The sequence below is a fragment of the Streptomyces sp. NPDC000941 genome (assembly GCF_053599555.1).
Genome location: NZ_JBSFMM010000009.1, coordinates 76,730 through 97,248 on the forward strand (window position 1 = coordinate 76,730; position 20,519 = coordinate 97,248).

The following is a 20,519-nucleotide window of genomic DNA, read 5'->3' on the forward strand; positions in this document are numbered from 1 at the left end:
ATGTGTGCGCGGATCTGTGCGCGGATGTGTGCGGACTACAGGACCGGTGACTGAGGTCCGTCGGGCGCCGAGTGGCGCCCCTCGACGACGGCCTGCGCGACCGCCGCGACCTCGTCCTGATCGAGCCGCCGGTACCCGTCCTCGGTGATGAGGGCGATGAGGGGGAACAGCCGCCGCGTGAGGTCGGGGCCGCCCGTGGCGGAGTCCTCGTCCGCGGCGTCGTAGAGCGCCTGCACGACGGCGGTGACGATATCGCGCTCCGGCATGCCCTCCCGGTAGAGCTTCTTCAGCGAACCCCGGGCGTGGACCGAACCGGAACCGGTGGTGGCGAAGCCCCGCTCCTCGGTGCGGTTGCCGGTGACGTCGTAGGAGAAGACACGCCCGGCGCCCTTGTGCACGTCATAGCCCGCGAAGAGCGGAACCACCGCCATGCCCTGCATGGCCATGCTGAGATTGTCCCGGACCATGCTGGTCAGCCGGTTGGCCTTGCCGTCCAGGGAGAGGGCCGTGCCTTCGATTTTCTCGTAGTGTTCGAGTTCCAGCTGCAAGAGCTTGACGAGTTCCACCGCCGGGCCCGCGGTGCCGGCGATGGCGATCGCCGAGTGTTCATCGGCCGGGAAGACCTTCTCGTATTCGCGGTGCGCGATGAGGTTGCCCATCGTGACGCGCCGGTCGCCGGCCACCAGCACACCGTCCGCATAGGTCGTGGCGATGACGGTCGTGCCATGAGGGGCCTCGAAGCCGTCCCGGGCGGGCGGCAGCCGACGCTCGGCGGGCAGGAGCTCGGGAGCCTGTGCCTTCAGGAAATCCAGGAAGGAGGAGGTCTCGGTGGCCAGGAAAGCGGCCGGCAGGCCGCCGGTCATTCGCGCGTCGAAGGTCATGCACGTTCCTTCCCGAGAGGCATCGGCGGCTCCTGCTGGCCGCACATTACCCCACCCCCGCCCCGGGCAATCCGTGAAGAGAATCACGGTAGTTGCGCCCCGATAAATACGGCCGTGTGGCGGGGCTGTCGGGGGAAGTTGTCATTTCGCTGCCATACCCGAGGTGTTGACCTCGGACGCCCGGCCGTACCAGGGTGTGGAAGATTTCCGAAGTCCGGCACGAGGTCGCCCACCGCGCCGGTTCCCGATGCGCGTGCCCCTGTCCGGTTCTGCGATCCCTTTCCCAATTCTTCTTACTCCTGATCACATCACCGAGCGCGCGCCGAACTGGCCCAGCGCTGGCTTGATTTTGTCTTTTCGCAGGAGGGATGCATCATGTCTCGTCCGCTCAATGCCATCAACGTGCCGGGAAGGACCAGCTTCCTGGAGGAGATCTTCCGTGGCGCACTGCGACTGGATCTCGTTCATCCGTTTCCGGCGCAGCCGGAGAGCGACCGTAAACAGGGCGACGCACTGGTGGCCGAGGCCAAGGAGTTCGCCCGCGGGTTAGTGGATCCCGGCCTTGTGGAGAAGACCGGAGAACTGCCCCGGGAGGCCATCAAACGGCTACGGGAGAGCAGTTACCTGAAACTGCAGAGCCCCAGGAAGCTCGGCGGACTCGCCCTGTCCGACCTCAATGCGTTCCGCGTCATTCAAGCCATTTCCAGCTGGTCGCTTCCGCTCGGTCTCGTGGTCGCCGTACAGAACTCGATCGGCTTCGCCCCCCTGGTCCAGATTCTTCCCGAGGGCCCGCTGCGCGACATGCTCAGCGAGCGCGTCGCGCGCGGGCTGATATCCGCCTTCGCCGACACCGAACCCTCCGGCGCGGCCAATCTCCGGCGGGAGACCGTCGCCGTCCCCACCGAGGACGGTCATGCCTACCTGGTCAGCGGCGAAAAGGTGTTCAGCGGCAACGCCCCCTTCGCGGAGCTGCTCGGGGTGGTGGCCACCGTCCAGGAGGACGGCCGGGAGATGCGCAGACTGGTGGTCGTCGACCCGGACGCGCCCGGAGTGCGGCGGTCGGCCGAGCACGAGTTCATGGGCATCAAGGGTTTCCCCAACGGAGGGTTCACCTTGGACCGGGTCCGCGTGCCCCGTGACCACGTCTTCGTGGAGAAGCCCAGCGCCCACGACGTACGGATCACCGCCCAGGCCGGCGGGCTGGCGATCCTGGGCCGGATGTATCTCATCGCGGCGCCGTCCCTGGCGATCGCCAAGCTGTGCCTGGAGTGGTCGCGCGGCTTTGTGCGCCGCCGCCGCGTGGACGGTGTCCTGCTGGCGGAGTACGAGGAGATCCAGCACCTCATCGGCCAGTCCCTCGCCGACACCTTCGCCCTCGAAGCGGTCGCCGAGTGGAGCCTGCTGTGCGAGGACGCGGGCCTCAACCCGCTGTTCGAGCAGGTCGTGGCCAAGAACCTGTGCTCGCTGCTGTGCTGGGGCGTCGTGGACCGCACCATGTCGCTGTTCGCGGCGGAGGGCTACGAGACCGCGGCCAGCAAGGCGGCGCGCGGCGCGCCGCCCGTACCCCTGGAGCGCTCCTTCCGCGACGCCAGGAACCTGCGGATCTCGGGCGGGGTGGACTTCCAGCTGGACTACTGGCTCTCCAAGCTGGCGATCTTCTCCTACCACCGCGCGGGCGTCCTCGACGACGGCCAGGGCGCCGAGCAGGCCGCCGAGGCGAGGGAGCTGCTGGCCGCCGCGCTCACCCCGCGCAACCAGCGTCATCTGGCCGAACTGCACGACTCCGTCGAGGAGTTCCGCGCCCGCTGCGCCGCGCTGGCGAAGGCCTACCCGGACGACGAGACGCTGTTCGCACAGGAACACACGCTGATCGCAGTCGCCCGCTGGGCCACCGAGATCATGGCCGCGAGCCTCGTCCTCGCCCGGGCGGCCCGGCGTACCGCGGAAGACGACACCGAGGCACAGGACCTGGCCGACATCTACTGCACCGGGGCCTTGCGCCGGATCGCCGAATACGCGCGCGAGGCGCTGGAGGAGGAGCGGCCCGACACCGGCCGGGTGGCCCAGCGGTGGATCACCGGGGACGGTCACGGCGGGCTGCTCGACGACATCGTCCCCGATGTGACGGACCCCGATGGGACGGACCCCGACACGTCTGGCTCTGACGCGTCCGGCCCCGACGTGTCGTAACCGGACCGGCAGGCCCAGGCACCCGCACCCCAGCACTCCGCACCCGGCACCCGCACCCCGGCGCGCAGGAAGAGGAAGCAGGAACAGCCATGGTTTCCCGTCCGACCCACCCCTTGTCCCCGGCCCAGTCCGGCATTTGGTACGCACAGAACCTGGATCCGGCCAGCCCCGTCTACAACTGCCTCCAATACCTCGACATCCAGGGAGCGGTGGACACCGCCCTGCTCATCGACGCGATCAAACGCGTGGTCATGGAGGTCGACGGACTGCATGTCCGCTTCGACGGCCGGTCGGACCCGCCGGGGCAGATCCTGCTGGAACCCACCGCCCCGCATATCGCCGTGCACGACTTCACCGCCGAGCCGGACCCGATGGCCGCGGCGCACACATGGCTGCAGCGGTTCCTGCACATCCCCTTCGATCTGGGGGCGGGCCACGTCAGCGACTTCGCGATCCTCGAAGTCGCCCCCGGGCGCACCTTATGGGCACAGCGCTACCACCACGTGGTCGCCGACGGATACGCCTTCAACCTCATCGCCCAGCGTGTCGCCGAGGTCTACCGCGCGCTGCGGGCGGGCGGTCCGGTCCCCCCTACGCGGTTCCAGACCCTCGGCGAAACTCTGGACGAGGCGGCCCACTACCGCACCTCGGCGGAGTACGCGGCCGGCAGGGCCTACTGGCTCGACCGCTTCGCCGACCGCCCGGCGCCCCTCGAGCTGACGGACGGGAGCCGTACGGGCCTGGCCGAGGGGAGCGGCACCGCCCCGGCCGCGCACGAGGTGCGGCGGGTGGCCTTCACACTGCCCGCCGACAGGCACCGGGCCCTGCGCGCGGCGGCGCGGGAGGCGGGCACCAACTTCCCCCGGGCGCTCATCGCCACCGTCGCCGCGTACACCGCCCGGATGACCGGCCGTGAGGACATCGTGGTGGGCCTGGCCAGCCGCAGCCGCGCCACGCCCGGCGCCGAGCGGTTCCCCGGGATGATGTCCGATGTCCTTCCGCTGCGGCTGCGCATCACCCCCGCCACGACCTGGGCCGGGCTGCTCGCCGACACCCACGAGGCCGTGGCACAGGCGGTGGCGCACCAGCGCTACCGCGGCGAGGACCTGCGCCGGGAGCTCGGCTGGCCCGAGCGCAGACGGGTCGCCGGACCGCTGGTCAACCTGATACCGCCGCTGGGCACGATCGACCTCGGCGGTGCGTCGGGCACGCTGCACAACCTCTCCATCATGCCGACCGAAGACCTCACCCTGTGCTGCTTCCAGCACACCGGCAGCACCGGTGCCGGGGAGCTGCGGCTCACCCTGGACGCGCACCCCGACCGGTGCGACGACGCCGCCCTCGCCGACCACCACGAGCGGCTGGCCACCCTGCTGGACGGGCTCGGCCCCGACACCGTCCACCGCCCCGTGGCGAGCTTCGAGTACACCGGCCCCCGTGAGCGCGGCCGGCTCCTCGACGTATGGAACGAGGCCCCTCGGCCGCTGCCCGAGGCGCCCCTGGGCGAGCTGTTCCGACGGCAGGCCGCCCGTACCCCGGACGCGGTGGCCGTGGCCGACGGCGATACGGAGCTGAGCTACCGGGAGCTCGACGCGCGGTCCGACCGGCTCGCCGGGCTGCTGCGCGAGCGGGGTGTGCGCTCCGGCGCCACCGCCCTGGTGTTCATGGAGCGGTCCGTCGAGCTGCTGGTCGCCCTGCTGGCCATCGTCAAGACGGGCGCGGCCTACGTGCCGTTGGACGAGCGGCAGCCCGCCACCCGACTGCGCACCCTGATCTCCGAGGCCGACGGCGACCTGCTGCTGGTCGACGGCGCCACGTGCGAGCTGCCCGTGGTGCGCGAGCAGTCCGACGCGGGACTGCCCGTCGCCGCCGTGGCCGAGCTCGAACGGGCCGCGCCGCCCCTGCCGCCCGCGCCGTACGAGCCGGTGTCCCCGGACGCGCCGGCCTGTGTGATGTACACCTCCGGCTCCACCGGGGTGCCCTCCGGCGTCCAGCTCACCCACCGCAACATCGCCGCCCTCGCCCACGACCGCTGCTGGTCGGGCGGTGCGCACCAGCGGGTCCTGTGGCACTCGCCGCACGCCTTCGACGCCGTGCTGTACGAGCTGTGGGCGCCCCTGCTGTCCGGCGGGCGGATCTGTGTGGCGCCGCCAGGCGCGCTGCTCCCGGCCACGCTGCGCGCGGCGATCGCCCGCCACGGAGTGACCGCGGCGTGGCTGACCGCCGGGCTCTTCGCCGCCCTGGCCGAGGAGGAGCCCGACGCTCTGCGCGGTCTGCGCGAGGTGTGGACCGGCGGCGATGTGGTGTCCCAGGCGGCCGTGGCCCGGGTGTTCGACACCTGCCCGGGCATCGTCGTCGTCAACGGCTACGGCCCCACCGAGACCACGACGTTCGCCACCCGCCACCGTATGACCCGGGCGCCGGAGGGTCCGGTTCCCATCGGCCGGGCGATGGACAACGCCACCCTGTACGTGCTCGACGCCGACGGGCGCCCCGTACCCCAGGGCGCCCCGGGCGAGCTGTGGGTGGGCGGTGCACACGTCTCGGCCGGCTACGTCAACCGGCCCGAAGCCACCCGCGAGCGCTTCCGCGCCAACCCCTTCCACCCCGGCCGTATGTACCGCACCGGTGACCTGGTGCGTCTGGCCCCCGACGGCACCCTCCGCTTCCTCGGCCGCGCCGACGACCAGGTGAAGATCCGCGGCTTCCGGGTCGAGCCCCACGACATCGAACTGAGCCTGGAACGCCACCCGGACGTGGCGCGGGCCGTCGTCGTGCCCCAGGCCGCCCCAGGTGGCGGAAAGCGCCTGGTTGCCTATCTGGTGCCCACCGCCGAACAGGACACCGCCGAGCAGGACACGGCCGCGCCGGGGAGCGACGGCGGGGTCGCCCATGAGCTGGAACGCGTCCGCGAGTGGCAGGACGTGTACGAGGACATGTACCGCGAGGGCGACCAGGCCACGCTCGGCGAGGACTTCGGCGGCTGGATGGACAGCTACCGCGGCACTCCCATCCCACGCCACGAGATGCGGGAGTGGCGCGACCGCACCGTCGACCGCGTTCTCGCGCTGCGCCCGCGCCGCATCCTGGAGATCGGGGCCGGCAGCGGGCTGCTCCTCGCCCGCCTGGCCCCGCACTGCGCCGAGTACTGGGCCACCGACTTCTCCGAGCGCGCCGTGGCCCGGCTGGCGGCGAAGGTGCGCGAGGACGAGCGGATCGCGGACCGGGTACGGCTGCTGCGGCGCGAGGCCCGCGATCTGTCGGGCATCCCGCTGGAACACTTCGACTGCGTCGTCATCAACTCGGTGGTGCAGTATCTGCCGAGCGCCGCATATCTGTCCGCGGCGCTGCGCGGCGCGCTGGACGCCCTGACACCCGGCGGACACCTCGTCGTCGGAGACGTACGGCCCAAGCGGCTGCTACGGGAGTTCCGCACCGGGGTGGAACTGCGGCGCGGGGCGGCCGAGCACGGCTCCGAAGACCTCTCCGGGCTGAAGCGCGCGGTGGAGCGGGCGGTGCTGCACGAGAAGGAACTCCTCGTGGAGCCGGAGTTCTTCACCGAACACCTGGGCGCGCTGCCCGAGGTCGCCGGTGTCGATGTGCGGATCAAACGCGGCCGTGCGCACAACGAACTCACCCAGTTCCGCTACGAGGCCGTGGTGCGCAAGGCGTCCGCCGACGCCGAGCCCTGCTCATGCGCCGACGCCACGGTGGCGCGCTGGGGCCACGACGTCGCCGACCTGGCCGATGTGGGCCGCTGTCTGCGCGACAAGCAGCCGTCCGCGCTACGGCTCACGGGGGTGCCCAACGCCAGGGTGCTCCCGCTGCTGCGGGCCGAGCACGAGGTGTGCGCGGGCACCGGCGTCGCCGCGGCCCGCGACGCCCTCGACGGCGGTGTCTTCGGCGACGGCGTTCGCGACGATGGCGTTCGAGACGGCGGCGTCCCGGATGACAGTTGCCCCGATCCCGAGGACTTCGCCGCGCTCGGCCGGGGCCTCGGCCTGCGTACGGTGGTCACCTGGGCGGAGGCGGCGGCGGACGGCAGTCTCGACGTGCTGTTCCTTGACCCCGCGGCACTGCCCGGGAGCGCCGGGCCGAAGGCGCCGGACTTCGTCTCCGACACCTACCCCAGGCGCCGTACGACCGCCGCTGACGCCCCGGCGGAGGCGTTCACCAACCAGCCGATCCGCCCGGAGCCGCACCCGGAACTGGCCGCGGCCGTCGAGGCGTACGCACAGCAGCAACTGCCCGACTACATGACGCCGTCCACGTATGTCGTGCTCGACCACCTGCCGCTGTCCGTCAACGGCAAGGTCAACCGCGCCGAGCTCCCGCCGGTGGCGGACCCGGCCGGGGCCCCGCCGGAGCCCGGCGACCGGACGGACACGGCGCGGGCGGGCGAGGAGACAGACGTCGAGGTTACTCCCACCGAGCGGGAACTCGCCGCCATCTGGTCGGATCTGCTGCGCAGCGAGGTCGATCCGGCCGCCCGCCCCGACTTCTTCGCGCTGGGCGGCCACTCCCTCCTCGCCACCCGCCTCGTCTCGCGGGTCGCCGCGCAGCTGGGTGTCGACATCTCGCTGCGCACCGTCTTCGAGCACTCGCGTCTGACGGCTCTGGCCCAGGAGCTCGACGCGCGCCGCGCCCCCGCTGAAGTGTCCGAAGGCGTACCGGAGGAGCCGGCGGAGGAGGGAGCGTCCGGCGAATCGGGGGACCGCTTCCCCGTGTCCGGCTTCCAGGAGCGCATCTGGCTGGACGTACGGCTGCGCGGCACCGGCTCGTTCTACAACGTGCCGCTGGCCTGGCGGGTCCGGGGCGGCCTCGACCCGGCCGCCCTGCGCACCGCGCTCGGCCGGGTCGTGGCCCGCCATGAGGCGTTGCGTACGCGCTTCGTCGAGCAGCAGCCGGACGGCAAACCACAGCAGGTCGTCGACGAGCCATGGGTCCCCGAGGTGGTGCACCGCGTCGCCGAGGGCGCCACCGACGAAGCCCGCCTCGCCGACGCCCGCGCGGCACTGGACGCCCTCGCCCAGCAGCCCTTCGACATCGCCTCGGGGCGGCTGCTGCGCGTCATGCTGGTGGACCTGGCGGAGGACGGCCGGGACCAGCTGCTGATGTGCTGTCTGCACCACCTGGTGTGGGACATCGGCTCCGAACCGGTCTTCCTGCGGGACCTGGAGCGGGCGTACGACGAATGCGCGGGGCAGGCCGGCCAGGCGGCCCCGTACGAGGAGCACCCGGCCACCCCGCATCAGCAGCGCATGGCCTTCGTCGAACACTTCGAGCGCGGCACGGTGTACGAGGACGCCCCCGTCTACCACAACGTGTCCCAGCTGTTCGCCCTGGACACCACCCCCGGCGAGGCCGAGCTGCGCCGGGCGGTCGCGGCGGTCCTGGAACGCCATCCGGCGCTGCGCACCACGGTGCACCTCTCCGACGGGACCTGCACCCAGCGCGTCCATGAGCGGGTGCCCGTCGAATGCGCCACCCTGACGGAGACGGCCCCCGGCGGAGTCGCCGGCTGGCTGCGCCGCCCCTTCCGCCTCACCGAGGGTCCGCTGTTCCGGGTCGCGGTCGCGCAGCAGGGCCCAGACGAGGGCGAGGGGTGTGTCCTTGTGCTCGTCGCGCATCTCGCCGTGGCCGACCGCGCCTCGCTGCGTACCGTGGGCCAGGAGATCGAGACCCTGCTGAGCGGCGGCCAACTGCCCCCCGCGCCGCCCTCGTTCGTCCAGTGGTGGCAGGCGCGGGACACCGAGGCCGAAGAGCGTCATACGGCCCGCCTCGCCGAACTGCTCGACGGCGGGAGCGGAGCCCTGCGGCTGCCCGAGGACCGGGCCAGGGCCGCCGTCCACATCTACGAGGAACACTCCCTCCCGGTCGACCTCCTGGACAGCACGGCCGTCGCCGAGTTCGCGCGGCGCGAGGGCGTCACCACCGAGGCGGCGCTGCTCGCCGCGTACACCACCCTGCTCATGTGGTACTCGGGGCAGACCGATCTCACCGTGGGTGTGGCGAACCAGCGCCGTAACACCGCCACGGCCCATGTGGTGGGTCCGGTGGACGACTTCCTGCCGCTGCGGCTGCGCGGCGGTCACGAGCGGTCCTTCGCTTCCTGGGCGCGGGAGTGCGAGGCGGGGCTGAGGGAGGTGCGCGACTGCGGGCTCGCACCGTTCGACGAGGTGGCGCGGCGTGTCGCCCCGCCCAAGGACATGAGCAGAACGGCCCTCTTCGACGTGGTGTTCGACTTCGAGCACGACGCGCCCGAAGGCCAACCTCCCACCCCCGTCGCGGGCCTGGGCAAATGCGATCTGCTCCTGACACTGCGACACACAGCCCGAGTCGGGGACGGGGTCGGCGGGCGGCTGGTGTTCAACGGCCTGTACTACGACCCGGCCCGGATGAGTCTCTTCGCGGAACACTGGCAGCGCCTGCTGCGCGACGCCGCCACCCGGCCCGACACCCCCCTCGGCGCCTTCGAACCACTCACGGAGGCCGAGCGCCACCGCCAGATCGAGGAGTGGAACGACACGGGCGCCGACTACCCGCACACCACGCTCGCCCATCTGGTGCGCGAGCGGGCCGCGGACCACCCGGACCGGGTGGCCCTGGCCGACGGCGAGAGCACACTCACCTACCGGCAGCTCGTCGAGCGCGCCGAGCGGATCGCCCGGGTCCTCGCCGACCACGGCGTACGCCCCGGCGACACCGTCGGACTGCGCGTCCAGCGGGGCCTCGGGCAGGTCGAGGCCGTCCTGGCCGTGCTGCTGGCCGGGGCGGCGTACGTACCGGTCGACCCGGCCGCCCCGGCGGACCGCGCGGCCTTCATCCTCACCGACAGCGCGACGGCACTGCTGCTCACGGACGCCGCACACACCACTGATCCCGGCTTCGCCGGCCCGACCGTACGCCTCGACGAAATCGACCACTCAGGCCACTTCGCCGCATCTGCGGAGCAGGAGCCCCTGCCCGAGCCCGCCCCGGACGACCTCGCCTACGTCATCTACACCTCGGGCACCACCGGCCGCCCGAAGGGGGTGCGGGTCACCCACCGCAATGTGGTGCGGCTGGTGGCGGCCGACCGGATGCCGTTCCGCTTCGGGCCCGACGACGTATGGGTCCTCGCCCACTCGTACGCCTTCGACTTCTCCGTCTGGGAGATCTTCGGCTGTCTCGTACACGGGGGCCGGCTCGTGGTGCCGGACGGCGACGAACTGCGCGACCCACGGCGCATGGCGGAGCTGGTACGCCGCCACCAGGTAACGGTCCTCAACCAGACCCCGGGCATGTTCGCGCAGCTGGTCCGGGTCACGGACACCGAAGCGCGGCGGATGGCGAGCCTGCGGTACGTCATCCTCGGCGGGGCCCGATTCGCCCCGGCCACCCTCGGCGACTGGCCCGCCGGACACCCCGGCACCGAGGTGGTCAACATGTACGGGATCACCGAGACCACCGTGCATGTCACCGCCCGGACCATCACCGCCGAGGACATCACGGCCGACCGCAGCCCGATCGGCACACCCATCCCCACCACCACCGTCCGCCTCCTCGACCCGCACCCCACCGCGGGCCGGCACCGGCTGCTGCCGGTCGGCGCGGTGGGGGAGATCTGCGTCGGCGGCGAAGGGGTGGCGGCCGGGTATGTGGGGCGGCCGGAGCTGGAGCGCGAGCGGTTCGTACCCGATCCGTACGGTTCCGGCCGCCTCTACCGCAGCGGTGACCTGGGCCGCTGTCTGCCCGACGGCACACTGGAGTACCTGGGCCGGATGGACGACCAACTACAGGTGCGCGGCTACCGCATCGAGCCCGGCGAGGTCGAGACCTGCCTGACCGGGCACCCCGATGTCGCGCAGGCCGTGGTCACCGCGGACGGGGCGGACACCGACCGTCTGGTGGCCCATGTCTGGTGCCCTACGAATGTGCCGAGCGCGGGAGAGCTGCGCGCCCGGATCGCCGAGCGGCTGCCCGAGTACATGGTGCCCTCGGTGTTCAAGGTGGCGGACCGTATCCCCCTGTCGGCCAATGGGAAGGCGGACCTCGCCGAGCTGACCGCCCGAAGCACCCTGCTCACGGACGGGGCGGGCAGCGCCCCGCGCACCGAGACGGCGAAGGCCCTCGCCCCGCTGTGGGCCGAGCTGCTGCCCGTACCGGAGATCTTCGCCGACACCTCCTTCTTCGAGGCGGGCGGACACTCCCTGCTGGCCGCCACCCTGCTGTCCCAGGTGGCGGAGCGCTTCGGCGTCGACCTGCCGGTGCGCACGGTGTTCGAGAACCCGCGGCTGGGGGACCTGGCGGACCGGATCGACGAGGCTAACGCGGCGAACGGACACCGTCACTTGGGCCAGACCGGGCCCACGGCAGGCGCGGCTGACACGGCTGACTCGGCGGACGGGGAGCTCGTGCCCGCGTCGGACTTCCAGCGCCGTATCGCGCTGGACGAGCAGCTGTCCTCCGGCCCCGACCGCTACGCGATGCCCCTGGTGTGGCGGGTGCGCGGCGGACGCCTGGACCCCGGGCGGCTGCGCCGGTCCCTGGACGCCGTCGTGGCCCGCCATGAGGCGCTGCGCACCGGCTTTGTGGAGCGCGGCGGCAGGCTGTGGCAGCGGATCGGGGAACCCTGGTCGCCGGCTCTGGAAGAGATCGACCTGTCGGGTATGGACCCGGCGGAGCAGGACGCGCGGTGGCGGGAACGGGTCCGCGAGATCGCCGGCGAGCCCTTCGACCTCGCGTCCGGCCGACTGCTGCGGCCCGCCCTGATCGACCTCGGCGAACACGGCCAGCTGCTCGTGCTGTGCCTGCACCACCTCGTATGCGACGGCCCGTCCCTGGTGCCCCTCGTCCAGGACATGAACGCGGCGTACGAGGGCGTGGGCGCGGGCGGGCCGGGCGATGACGTGGTGCAGTATCGGGAGTTTGTGCGGGTGCAGGGGGAGTTGGTGGGTTCGGCGGTGGGCCGTGCGGGAGTGGAGCGTTGGTATGGGCGGCTTGCGGGGGCGCCGGCGTATGTGTCGTGGCCGGGGCTTGGGGTGGCGGAGAGCGCAGGGGTGGTTGAGGTTCCGCTGACTGAGGGGGTGTTGGGGCGGTTGCGTGGGGTGTCGGAGCGGGAGGGTGTGTCGTGGTTCATGGCGGTGGCGGCGGGGTTTGCGGGGGCGTTGCACCGGTGGAGTGGTGAGCGGGATGTGACGTTCGGCTGCCCGGTGGCGAATCGTGCGGGTGAGCGTTTCGGTTCGGTGGTGGGGCCGTGTACGAACACGGTGGTGATCCGGTCCGTGGTGGACGAGGGCACGACGGTGGGTTCGCTGTTGCGGGGGATGCGGGAGCGGGTGCTGGAGGCGCTGGAGGACGAGCATGTGCCGTTCGACCAGGTCGTAGCGGCGCTCAACCCCGAGCGCCGCTACGGCATCACCCCCTACGCGGGCGCGGTTCTCAACCTGGCACCGGTGGACGACGGCTACCCCCTGGGCGGCGCCGTCCTGACCCCGGTGATGGGCAGTCAGCTCGCCGCCGAGCAGAAGTTCCCGGTCACCGTCACCGTCTTCCGCGAGGACGGGCGGGACCGCGTGGCCCTGTCGTACCGGGGCGACCAGCTGAGCCGACGGGACGCCGGCGAGCTCGCCGGGTTGCTCCGCGACCTGCTGACCGCCCTGGCCGACACCGCGCACACTCCCGTACTCCGGCAGGGGGCTGCCGCCGAGGTGGTGCAGTATCGGGAGTTTGTGCGGGTGCAGGGGGAGCTGGTGGGTTCGGTGGCGGGTCGTGCGGGGGTGGAGCGGTGGCATGGGCGACTTGCGGGAGCGCCGGCGTATGTGCCGTGGCCGGAGCCCGGAGTGGCGGAGAGCGCAGGGGTGGTTGAAGTCCCGCTGGCCAGGGGCGTATTAGGGCGGTTGCGTGGGGTGTCGGAGCGGGAGGGTGTGTCGTGGTTCATGGCGGTGGCGGCGGGGTTTGCGGGGGCGTTGCACCGGTGGAGTGGTGAGCGGGACGTGACGTTCGGGTGTCCGGTGGCCAACCGCGCCGGTGAGCGTTTCGGTTCGGTGGTGGGGCCGTGTACGAACACGGTGGTGATCCGGTCCGTGGTGGACGGGGACACCACGGTGGGTTCGCTGTTGCGGGGGATGCGGGAGCGGGTGCTGGAGGCGCTGGAGGACCAGCATGTGCCGTTCGACCAGGTCGTAGGCGCGCTCAATCCCGAACGCCGCTACGGCATCACCCCTTACGCCGATCTCGCCCTGACCCCCGTCGTCCCCGAGACCCGGGCCCCGTCGCTCGGCGGCCACCGCCTGCGGCGGTTCGCGCTGAGTGGCGAGGGTGCCGACTGGGCCGCCAAGGGCGCCGTGACGGTGTCCTTCCAGGAGCAGAACGGCACCCTGCGCGGGTTGCTGGCCTACCGCGGCGATCGCATCGCCCGTGTGGAGGCCGAACGCCTGGCGGCCCTGACCGCCGCGGTGCTCGCCGACCTCGTGGACCGGCCCGACCGCCCGCTGGCCTCGCTGCCCCGCCTCGGCACCGATGAGCGCGCCGCGCTCGCCGCGCTCGAGGAGGGGCCCGCCGCCGCGCCGCCCACGACCGTGCCGCAGCTGATCGCCGCGCGCGTCAGGGCCACGCCGGACGCCACGGCCGTCGACACCCCCGAGGGCCCGCTCAGCTACGCCGAGCTGGACACCCGCGCCCGCCGGCTCGCGGCGCGCATCAAGCGACCGGCGCGCCAAGGCGAACCGGTCGTGGCCGTGCTGCTCGGCCGGGGGCCCGACCTGGTCGTGGCGATGCTGGCGGCGTGGTATGCCGGTTGTGCGTACTGTCCGGTGGACCCCGGCTACCCGCCGGAGCGCATCGCGTACATCCTCGACGACCTGGGCGCGCGAGTGGTCCTCACCGACGGCGCACCACGCCCCCAACTGCCGGACAAGGTAACGGCGTTCGACGTGACCGAGGCGACCCGGGACACCGCTGGCGCCGCGCCCGAGCCGCCCGGGGCCGACGACCCGGCGTATGTCGTCTACACCTCGGGCTCCACCGGCCTGCCCAAGGGCGTTGTCGTCCGCCACGGAGGGCTCGCCCAGCACGCCCTGTGGTTCGCCGGTCTGCTCGCCCTGGGGCCGGCCGACCGGGTGAGCCAGCTCATCAACGTCGGCTTCGACGCCGCCGTCTCCGAGATCTGGCCGACCCTGACCGCGGGCGCGGCACTCGTACCGCACCGCGGCACGGTGTTTCCCGGCGAGGTGTCCGGGTGGCTGGACACCCATCAGGTGACCGTCGCCGTCGTGCCCGCGGCGCTCGCCGAGACCATTTGGGCGCACGGCGAGCCGCCCCGCGCGCTGCGCCAACTGGTCTACGGTGGCGCGGCGCTCGGCTCCGCGCCGCCGCCCGGCCTGCCGTACGGGCTGGTCAACTGCTACGGGCCGACCGAGGCGACCGTGACCGCGACCGGCCACACCGTCACCCCCGGTGAGGCGGACTTCCGCCCGGGGCGGGTGGGCCGTCCGGCGGCCGGGGTACGCGTTTACGTGGTCGACGAGTCGGGCCACCGCTGCCCCGTCGGCGTCAAGGGCGAAATCCTCATCGGCGGCGGCGGAGTGGCGCTCGGCTACTGGCGGCGTCCCGAGCTGACCGCCGAGCGGTTTCTCCCCGACGGTCCCGAGGGCGGGCCCGGGCCCGTCTACCGCACCGGGGACCTGGGGCGCTGGCTGCCCGACGGAACACTGGAGTTCATCGGGAGGGCGGACCGTCAGCTCAAGGTGCGCGGACACCGCATCGAACCGGAGGAGATCGAGGCCCGGCTGGCGGCGCATCCGCTGGTCGCCCAGGCCGCCGTACGCGCCTTCGAGGCCTCGTCCGCGCGCCTGGTGGCGTACGCGGTGCCCAGCGCCGACCCCGCCGCGGCCCCCGTGCCCGCGAGCGCGCCCGCCCCTGCGAGCAGAACCGCAACCGCGCCCGCGAGCGCAACCGCAGCCGCAACCGCGAACACAACCGCAACCGCGGCCGCGACCCAGGCCGTGCTCGCGGCGCTGCGCGAGACGCTGCCGCCGCCACTGGTCCCGGACGCCCTGGTCTGGCTCGACGAGCTACCGCTCACCCCGCACGGCAAGGTCGACCACGCGGCCCTGCCCCGGCCCGGGCGCGCGGATCTGGTGGGCGCGGCCCCGGCCGTCGCGCCCCAGGACGACCGGGAGCGGCGTATCGCGGCCCTGTGGCGCGAGGTGCTGGGCGTGGACACCGTCGGAGTCCACGACAACTTCTTCGACCTCGGCGGCGACTCGCTGCGCCTGGCCACCCTGCAACGCCGGCTGGAGGGCGCCTTCGGCATCGAGCTGCCCGTCCAGCGGCTCTTCGAACACGCCACGGTCCACGCCATGGCCCGGGCGATCGACCGGCCCGACGAGCGCGAGCGCGAACACGCGGCGTCCGCGGCGGAGGACTTCCGGGAGCGGGCGCGGAAGGGGCGCCGGGCCAGGCAGCGCGACCGACGCCCGACGACCGGCCGGAAGGGAAACGAGACCGATGCATGAGGACGCCGTGGCCATCGTCGGCATGGCCTGCCGACTGCCGGGCGCCGGGGACGTCCGCGCGTTCTGGGACAACCTGGTGGCCGGCCGGGACACCGTCTCCCGGTTCACCCCGGACCAGCTCACCGCCGCGGGCGTCGACCGACGGCTCGCGGAGCGGCCGGACTTCGTGGCCGCGCGCGGAGTGGTGGCCGGAGCCGACCGCTTCGACTGGTCGTACTTCGGCTACAGCCTCGGCGAGGCCCGTGGCATCGACCCACAGCAGCGGGTGTTCCTGGAGTGTGCCAGTACCGCCCTGGACGACGCGGCCATCGACCCGCACCGCTTCCAAGGCCCGATCGGGGTGTTCGCCGGATGCGACGCCGTGCCCCTGGGCGCCTCGCAGGAAGAGCTCGTCAGCCAGACCCTCGGCCGCGACAAGGACTTCCTGGCGACCCGGGCCGCGTACAAACTCCGGCTCACCGGCCCCGCGCTGACGGTGCAGACCGCCTGCTCCACCTCGCTGGTCGCGGTGCACCAGGCGGTGCAGAGCCTGCTCGGATACGAGTGCGACGCCGCCCTGGCCGGGGGCGTTGGGCTCTTCTTCCCGCAGGTGACGGGCTATGTGTACGAGGAGGGCGGCATCCTGTCGCCCGACGGACACTGCCGCCCGTTCGACGCCGCCGCCGCGGGCACCGTGTCCAGTTCGGGCGCGGGCGTCGTGGTGCTGCGCCGGCTGGAGGACGCGCTGCGCGACGGCGACCAGGTGGTGGCCGTCATCCGGGGCACGGCCATCAACAACGACGGGGGAGACAAGCCCGGGTTCACGGCGCCCTCGCCGGGCGGGCAGCGCGATGTCATTCTGGCTGCCCTGGGCCGGGCCGATGTCGACCCGGCGGACATCGGCCACATCGAGGCACACGGCACCGCCACCCGGCTGGGCGACCCGGTGGAAGTGGCCGCGCTCACCGCCGCGTTCCGCACCACCACGGACGCGGTGGGGTCCTGTGTCCTGGGCGCGGTCAAGGGCAACATCGGACACACCGGCTCGGCCTCCGGCGTCAGCGGCCTGATCAAGACGGCGCTGCTGCTCCGGCACCGTGAGCTGGTGCCGACCGCGCACTTCCGGCGGCCCAACCCGCTGATGAAGCTCGAAACCACACCGTTCACCGTCGCCGACCGCCACGGCCCGTGGCCCGAGGGCCGGCCGGCGCTCGCCGGCGTCAGCTCCTTCGGCGTCGGCGGGACCAACGCGCACGCCGTCCTGGAGGCCGCCCCGACACCGCCCGCCACCCGCGCGGGAGCACGCGGGCCACGCCTGCTGACGGTGTCCGCCGCGTCCCCCGAGGCGTTGCGCACCGCCCGGACCGAGCTGGCCCAGCGGCTGCGGGACGACCCGGCGCCGCGGCTGGACGAGGTGGCGCGCACCCTCGCCGACGGCCGGCGCCGGTACGTACACCGCGCCACCGTCGTCGCCCGCGATGTGGCGCGGGCCGCCGAAGCGCTCGGGGAGCCCCTGCCGGACCTGCCGGACCTGCCGGACCTGCCGGACCTGCCGGACGGTCCGGCGACACCCGAGCCGACCGGGGTCGCCTTCCTCTACCCGGGGCAGGGCACCCTGCGCCCGGGCGGAGCCGCCGCCGGGGCATACGCCGTACTGCCCGCGTTCGCCGAGGCCTTCGACGAGGTACGCGACTGGGCCCGGCAGGAGGCCGATACGGACCTGTCGCCCCTGCTGAGCCCACGGACACCGGCGGAGTGGTACCACGACCCCGTCCACCAGCAGCTCGGTCTCTTCGCCCTCGGACACGCCCTCACCCGCACCCTGGACGGCTGGGACATCAGGCCGGGCGCCGTGATGGGCAACAGCATCGGCGAGTACGCCGCCGCCCTCGCGGCCGGGGTGTGGGAACTCCCCGACGCGCTGCGCCTGGTGCACACCCGCGCGCAGGCCACCCGGGACATCGCCCCCGGCCGGATGCTCGCCGTCGAGCTCGTACGGGATGGCGCCCGCGAGGCCGTGACCCAGTCGCTGGCCCAACTGCCCGAGCCCCGGCCGACGGTGGCCGTGGACGGCCACGACCGCCTCATCCTCTCCGGCCCGCCGGAGGCGGTCCAGCGGCTCGCCGAACTGCTGGACGGCTGGCCCACCCGGCTGCTGGAGACCCGCAGGGCGTTCCACTCCCCGCAAATGGCCCCGGCCGCCGCCGCGCTGCGCGCCCGCGTGGCGCGGCTGACCACGAAGGCACCGCGGACACCCCTGGTGTCCAACGTGACCGGCGGCTGGGCCACCCCCGAGGAGATGGCGTCGGCCGACTACTGGGCCGCCCAGCTGACGGACACCGTACGGCTGCGACAGGGCCTGGACACGCTGCTGTCGGGCGGCGCCGAGGTGTTCGTCGAACTGGGTCCTGGCGCCTCCATGAGCCGGGCGGTGCGCGACCACCCCCGCCACACCGCGCGCCACCTCACGGTCCCGCTGCTCGACGGCGCGACGGACGACGCCGAGGCGCGGGTCCTGGAGGCGGTCGGCAGGCTCTGGGAGGCCGGGCTGAGCGTGGAGGCCGGGCAGTTCGCGGGCGGATCCCGGCAGCGCTGCTCCCTGCCGCCCCACCCCCTGGACTCCAGGCCCTGTGGCACCGGTACCGGCGTCGGCGAGCCCGCGGGCGAGGTCGTACGGACTCCTGCCGTATCGGACCCGGCCCCGCGCCTGCCGTACGTGGCGAAGGCGCACGTGGCGACAGCGCGGCGGCTCGCCGAGGGCCTGCGGGACCCGTCGGCGGCGGACCGGCCCACGCTGTCCGAGCGGCCCGACCTGGTGCACCGACTCGACACGTACACCGCGGCCCTGGCCACTCAGCTCGGGCTGCGGATCGGCCGCCTCGCGCCCGGCGACGCCGTGGGTGAGGCTGAGCTGACGGATCGCCTCGCCGGGGACGGGAAGCTGACCGGCCCGGCCCGGCTGATGGTCCGGGCCATGACCGAACACGGCTTCCTTACGGCGGAGCCGACGGACGCGGCGAACACGGCCCCGGGCGCACGCCACCTCCTGGTCCCCGACGACATCGAGGAGCGGCTGCGCTCCGCGCTCGACCCGGCCGGTCTCGACGAGATGCGGGGGCTGCGCCGGATGCTCGACCACTGCGCGGACGCGTACCCCCAGGTGCTGGCCGGTGACCGCGAGCCGGTCTCCGTGCTCTATCCGGACGGCGACGACACATTTCTGCGCGCCTGTCTGATGGACAACACGATCGACGTCGCCGACGCGGGGCCCTGCCTCGACCACTTGGCGGCGGCCGTGGCCACGAGCCGGGGGGCGAGCGAGGCGGACCGGCCGCTGCGTGTCCTCGAGGTAGGCGCCGGAAGCGGGGAACTCACCTGGCGGGTGCTGGAGTCCTGGCCGGCCCACCCCCAGGACCTCTACACCTTCACCGACATCAGTGGCCTGGCCGTGCGCCGGGCCCGGGAACGTGCGGCCGAGCTGGGGCAGCCACAGTTCCGGTGCGCCCGGCTCGATTTGGGCAAGGACTTGGGCGCCCAGGGGTTCCCCAGTGGCGGCTTCGACATCGTGCTCGCCTATAACGCCCTTCATGTGGTGCCCGATGTGCCGGCGACACTGCACAGGCTCAGGGGGCTGCTGGCCGCGGGCGGCTGGCTGGGGGCGGTCGAGGTCACCCGGGTGGCGCTGTGGACCCACTTCATGTGGGGCCTGGCGCCCGGCTGGTGGGACTTCGCGGACGACCTGCGCACCGACTCCGTCCATCTGCCCGCCGACGGCTGGCGGCGGGCGCTCGACGACGCCGGGTTCTCGGATGTCGCGGTGGCGCAGCGGCCCTCGGCGGACCACGCGGTCCTGCTGGCATCGGTCGACGAAGCGGTGGCCGACGAAGCGGTGGTCGTTGGGCAGGATCCGCGAGTGGCGTCGGACGCCCAAATTCCGGTCACAGAGGTGGGATTGGCGCCGATCTGGAACCGGCTCCTGGGCACGGCCTCGGCCCGTGACGAGGACGACTTCTTCGCCCTGGGCGGCGATTCGCTCATGGCCGTACGGCTGCGCGGCCGGGTCCATGAAGACCTGGGGATCGCCATCCCTCTGGCGGAGTTCCTGGAACAGCCGACCTTCGGCCGACTGGCCGCGCTGGCCCGGGACGCGCGGGACGGCCAGGACTCCAGGGCGGTGGGGGAGACCGGGGACACCCGGCCGCAGCGGACCCCATCAGGCCCCCGCGAACTGGTCCGCTTCCAGGAGGGCGGCCACGGCACGCCGCTCTTCCTCGCCGCCCCCGCCGCCGGGAGCGCGCTGTGCTACCGGGAGTTCGCCCGGGCCATTGGCGGGGACCGGCCCGTATACGGGATCGACGCCCCGGGGCTGCTGGGCGGCGCGCCCACCCCGGACCGCGTCGAGGCGCTGGCAGCCCACCACATCCGCGTGTTGCGCGCGGCGCGGCCGCACGGTCCGTACGCGGTGGGCGGCTGGTCCGTGGGCGGTCTGGTGGCCCATGAGATGGCGGCGCAACTGGAGCGGGCCGGTGAGCGGGTGGAACTGCTGCTGTTCCTTGACGGCTTCGCGCCGGACAGCGGCGGCCGACCCCTGGGCTCGGCTCCCCAGCACCTCGCCGCGGGCCTGTGGCATCAGGCGCTGGTCGCCCTCCAGATCGGGCCCGCGGGCCGTACGGTGCGGTCGGTGCCCGGGGCGAGCCGGGTCTTCCGGGCCTATCTGCGGGCCATGCTGCGCTATCGGCCGAGGCCGGTGGCGTGTCGTACGGTGCTGTTCAAGGCCGGGCTCACCCACCGGACCGAGGCGCGACTACGCACCTGGCTGAGCGCGCTGCACCCCGGCGGGCTGACCGTACTTCCGTGCTCGGGCAAGCACTGGACCATGCTGACCGAGCCCCATGCCTCGGCCCTCGCCCACCAGGTGCGCCGAGCCCTCGATGGCCCGGAGAGTCCGGGGAGCTGAGCGGCCTCTGCC

The 20,519-nt window shown here is 73.2% G+C and carries 4 protein-coding genes; 3 read left to right on the forward strand and 1 reads right to left on the reverse strand.

All coding sequences use genetic code 11. From position 1 onward, the window contains the following. Positions 1-35: 35 nt before the first annotated feature. Positions 36-881 (reverse strand): proteasome subunit beta, encoded by an 846-nt coding sequence (gene prcB, locus ACWDSL_RS05725; RefSeq protein WP_450482045.1) that lies wholly within the window; start codon positions 879-881, stop codon positions 36-38. A 375-nt stretch (positions 882-1,256) separates the two neighbouring features. Between prcB and ACWDSL_RS05730 the strand changes: the two genes are divergently transcribed. The 3 genes from ACWDSL_RS05730 to ACWDSL_RS05740 all read left to right on the forward strand — a co-directional run bounded on the left by ACWDSL_RS05730 (position 1,257) and on the right by ACWDSL_RS05740 (position 20,507). After that, positions 1,257-3,071, forward strand: coding sequence for an acyl-CoA dehydrogenase family protein (locus ACWDSL_RS05730; RefSeq protein ID WP_450482047.1), 1,815 nt, complete (start codon positions 1,257-1,259; stop codon positions 3,069-3,071). A gap of 89 nt (positions 3,072-3,160) precedes the next feature. Beyond that, complete coding sequence (locus tag ACWDSL_RS05735) at positions 3,161-15,571, forward strand: amino acid adenylation domain-containing protein (RefSeq protein WP_450482049.1); 12,411 nt, start codon at positions 3,161-3,163, stop codon at positions 15,569-15,571. After that, the gene (locus ACWDSL_RS05740; RefSeq protein ID WP_450482051.1) at positions 15,564-20,507 is read left to right on the forward strand and encodes a beta-ketoacyl synthase N-terminal-like domain-containing protein; all 4,944 of its coding nucleotides are present in this window, start codon (positions 15,564-15,566) and stop codon (positions 20,505-20,507) included. Before ACWDSL_RS05735 ends, ACWDSL_RS05740 begins: the two co-directional genes overlap by 8 nt. Positions 20,508-20,519: the final 12 nt, after the last annotated feature.

Bases quoted from the DNA above. Each gene is read 5' to 3' on its own strand.
- ACWDSL_RS05735 (WP_450482049.1), top strand. From the start codon at position 3,161: ATGGTTTCCCGTCCGACCCACCCCTTGTCCCCGGCCCAGTCCGGCATT.
- ACWDSL_RS05740 (WP_450482051.1), top strand. From the start codon at position 15,564: ATGCATGAGGACGCCGTGGCCATCGTCGGCATGGCCTGCCGACTGCCG.
- prcB (WP_450482045.1), bottom strand. From the start codon at position 881: ATGACCTTCGACGCGCGAATGACCGGCGGCCTGCCGGCCGCTTTCCTG.
- ACWDSL_RS05730 (WP_450482047.1), top strand. From the start codon at position 1,257: ATGTCTCGTCCGCTCAATGCCATCAACGTGCCGGGAAGGACCAGCTTC.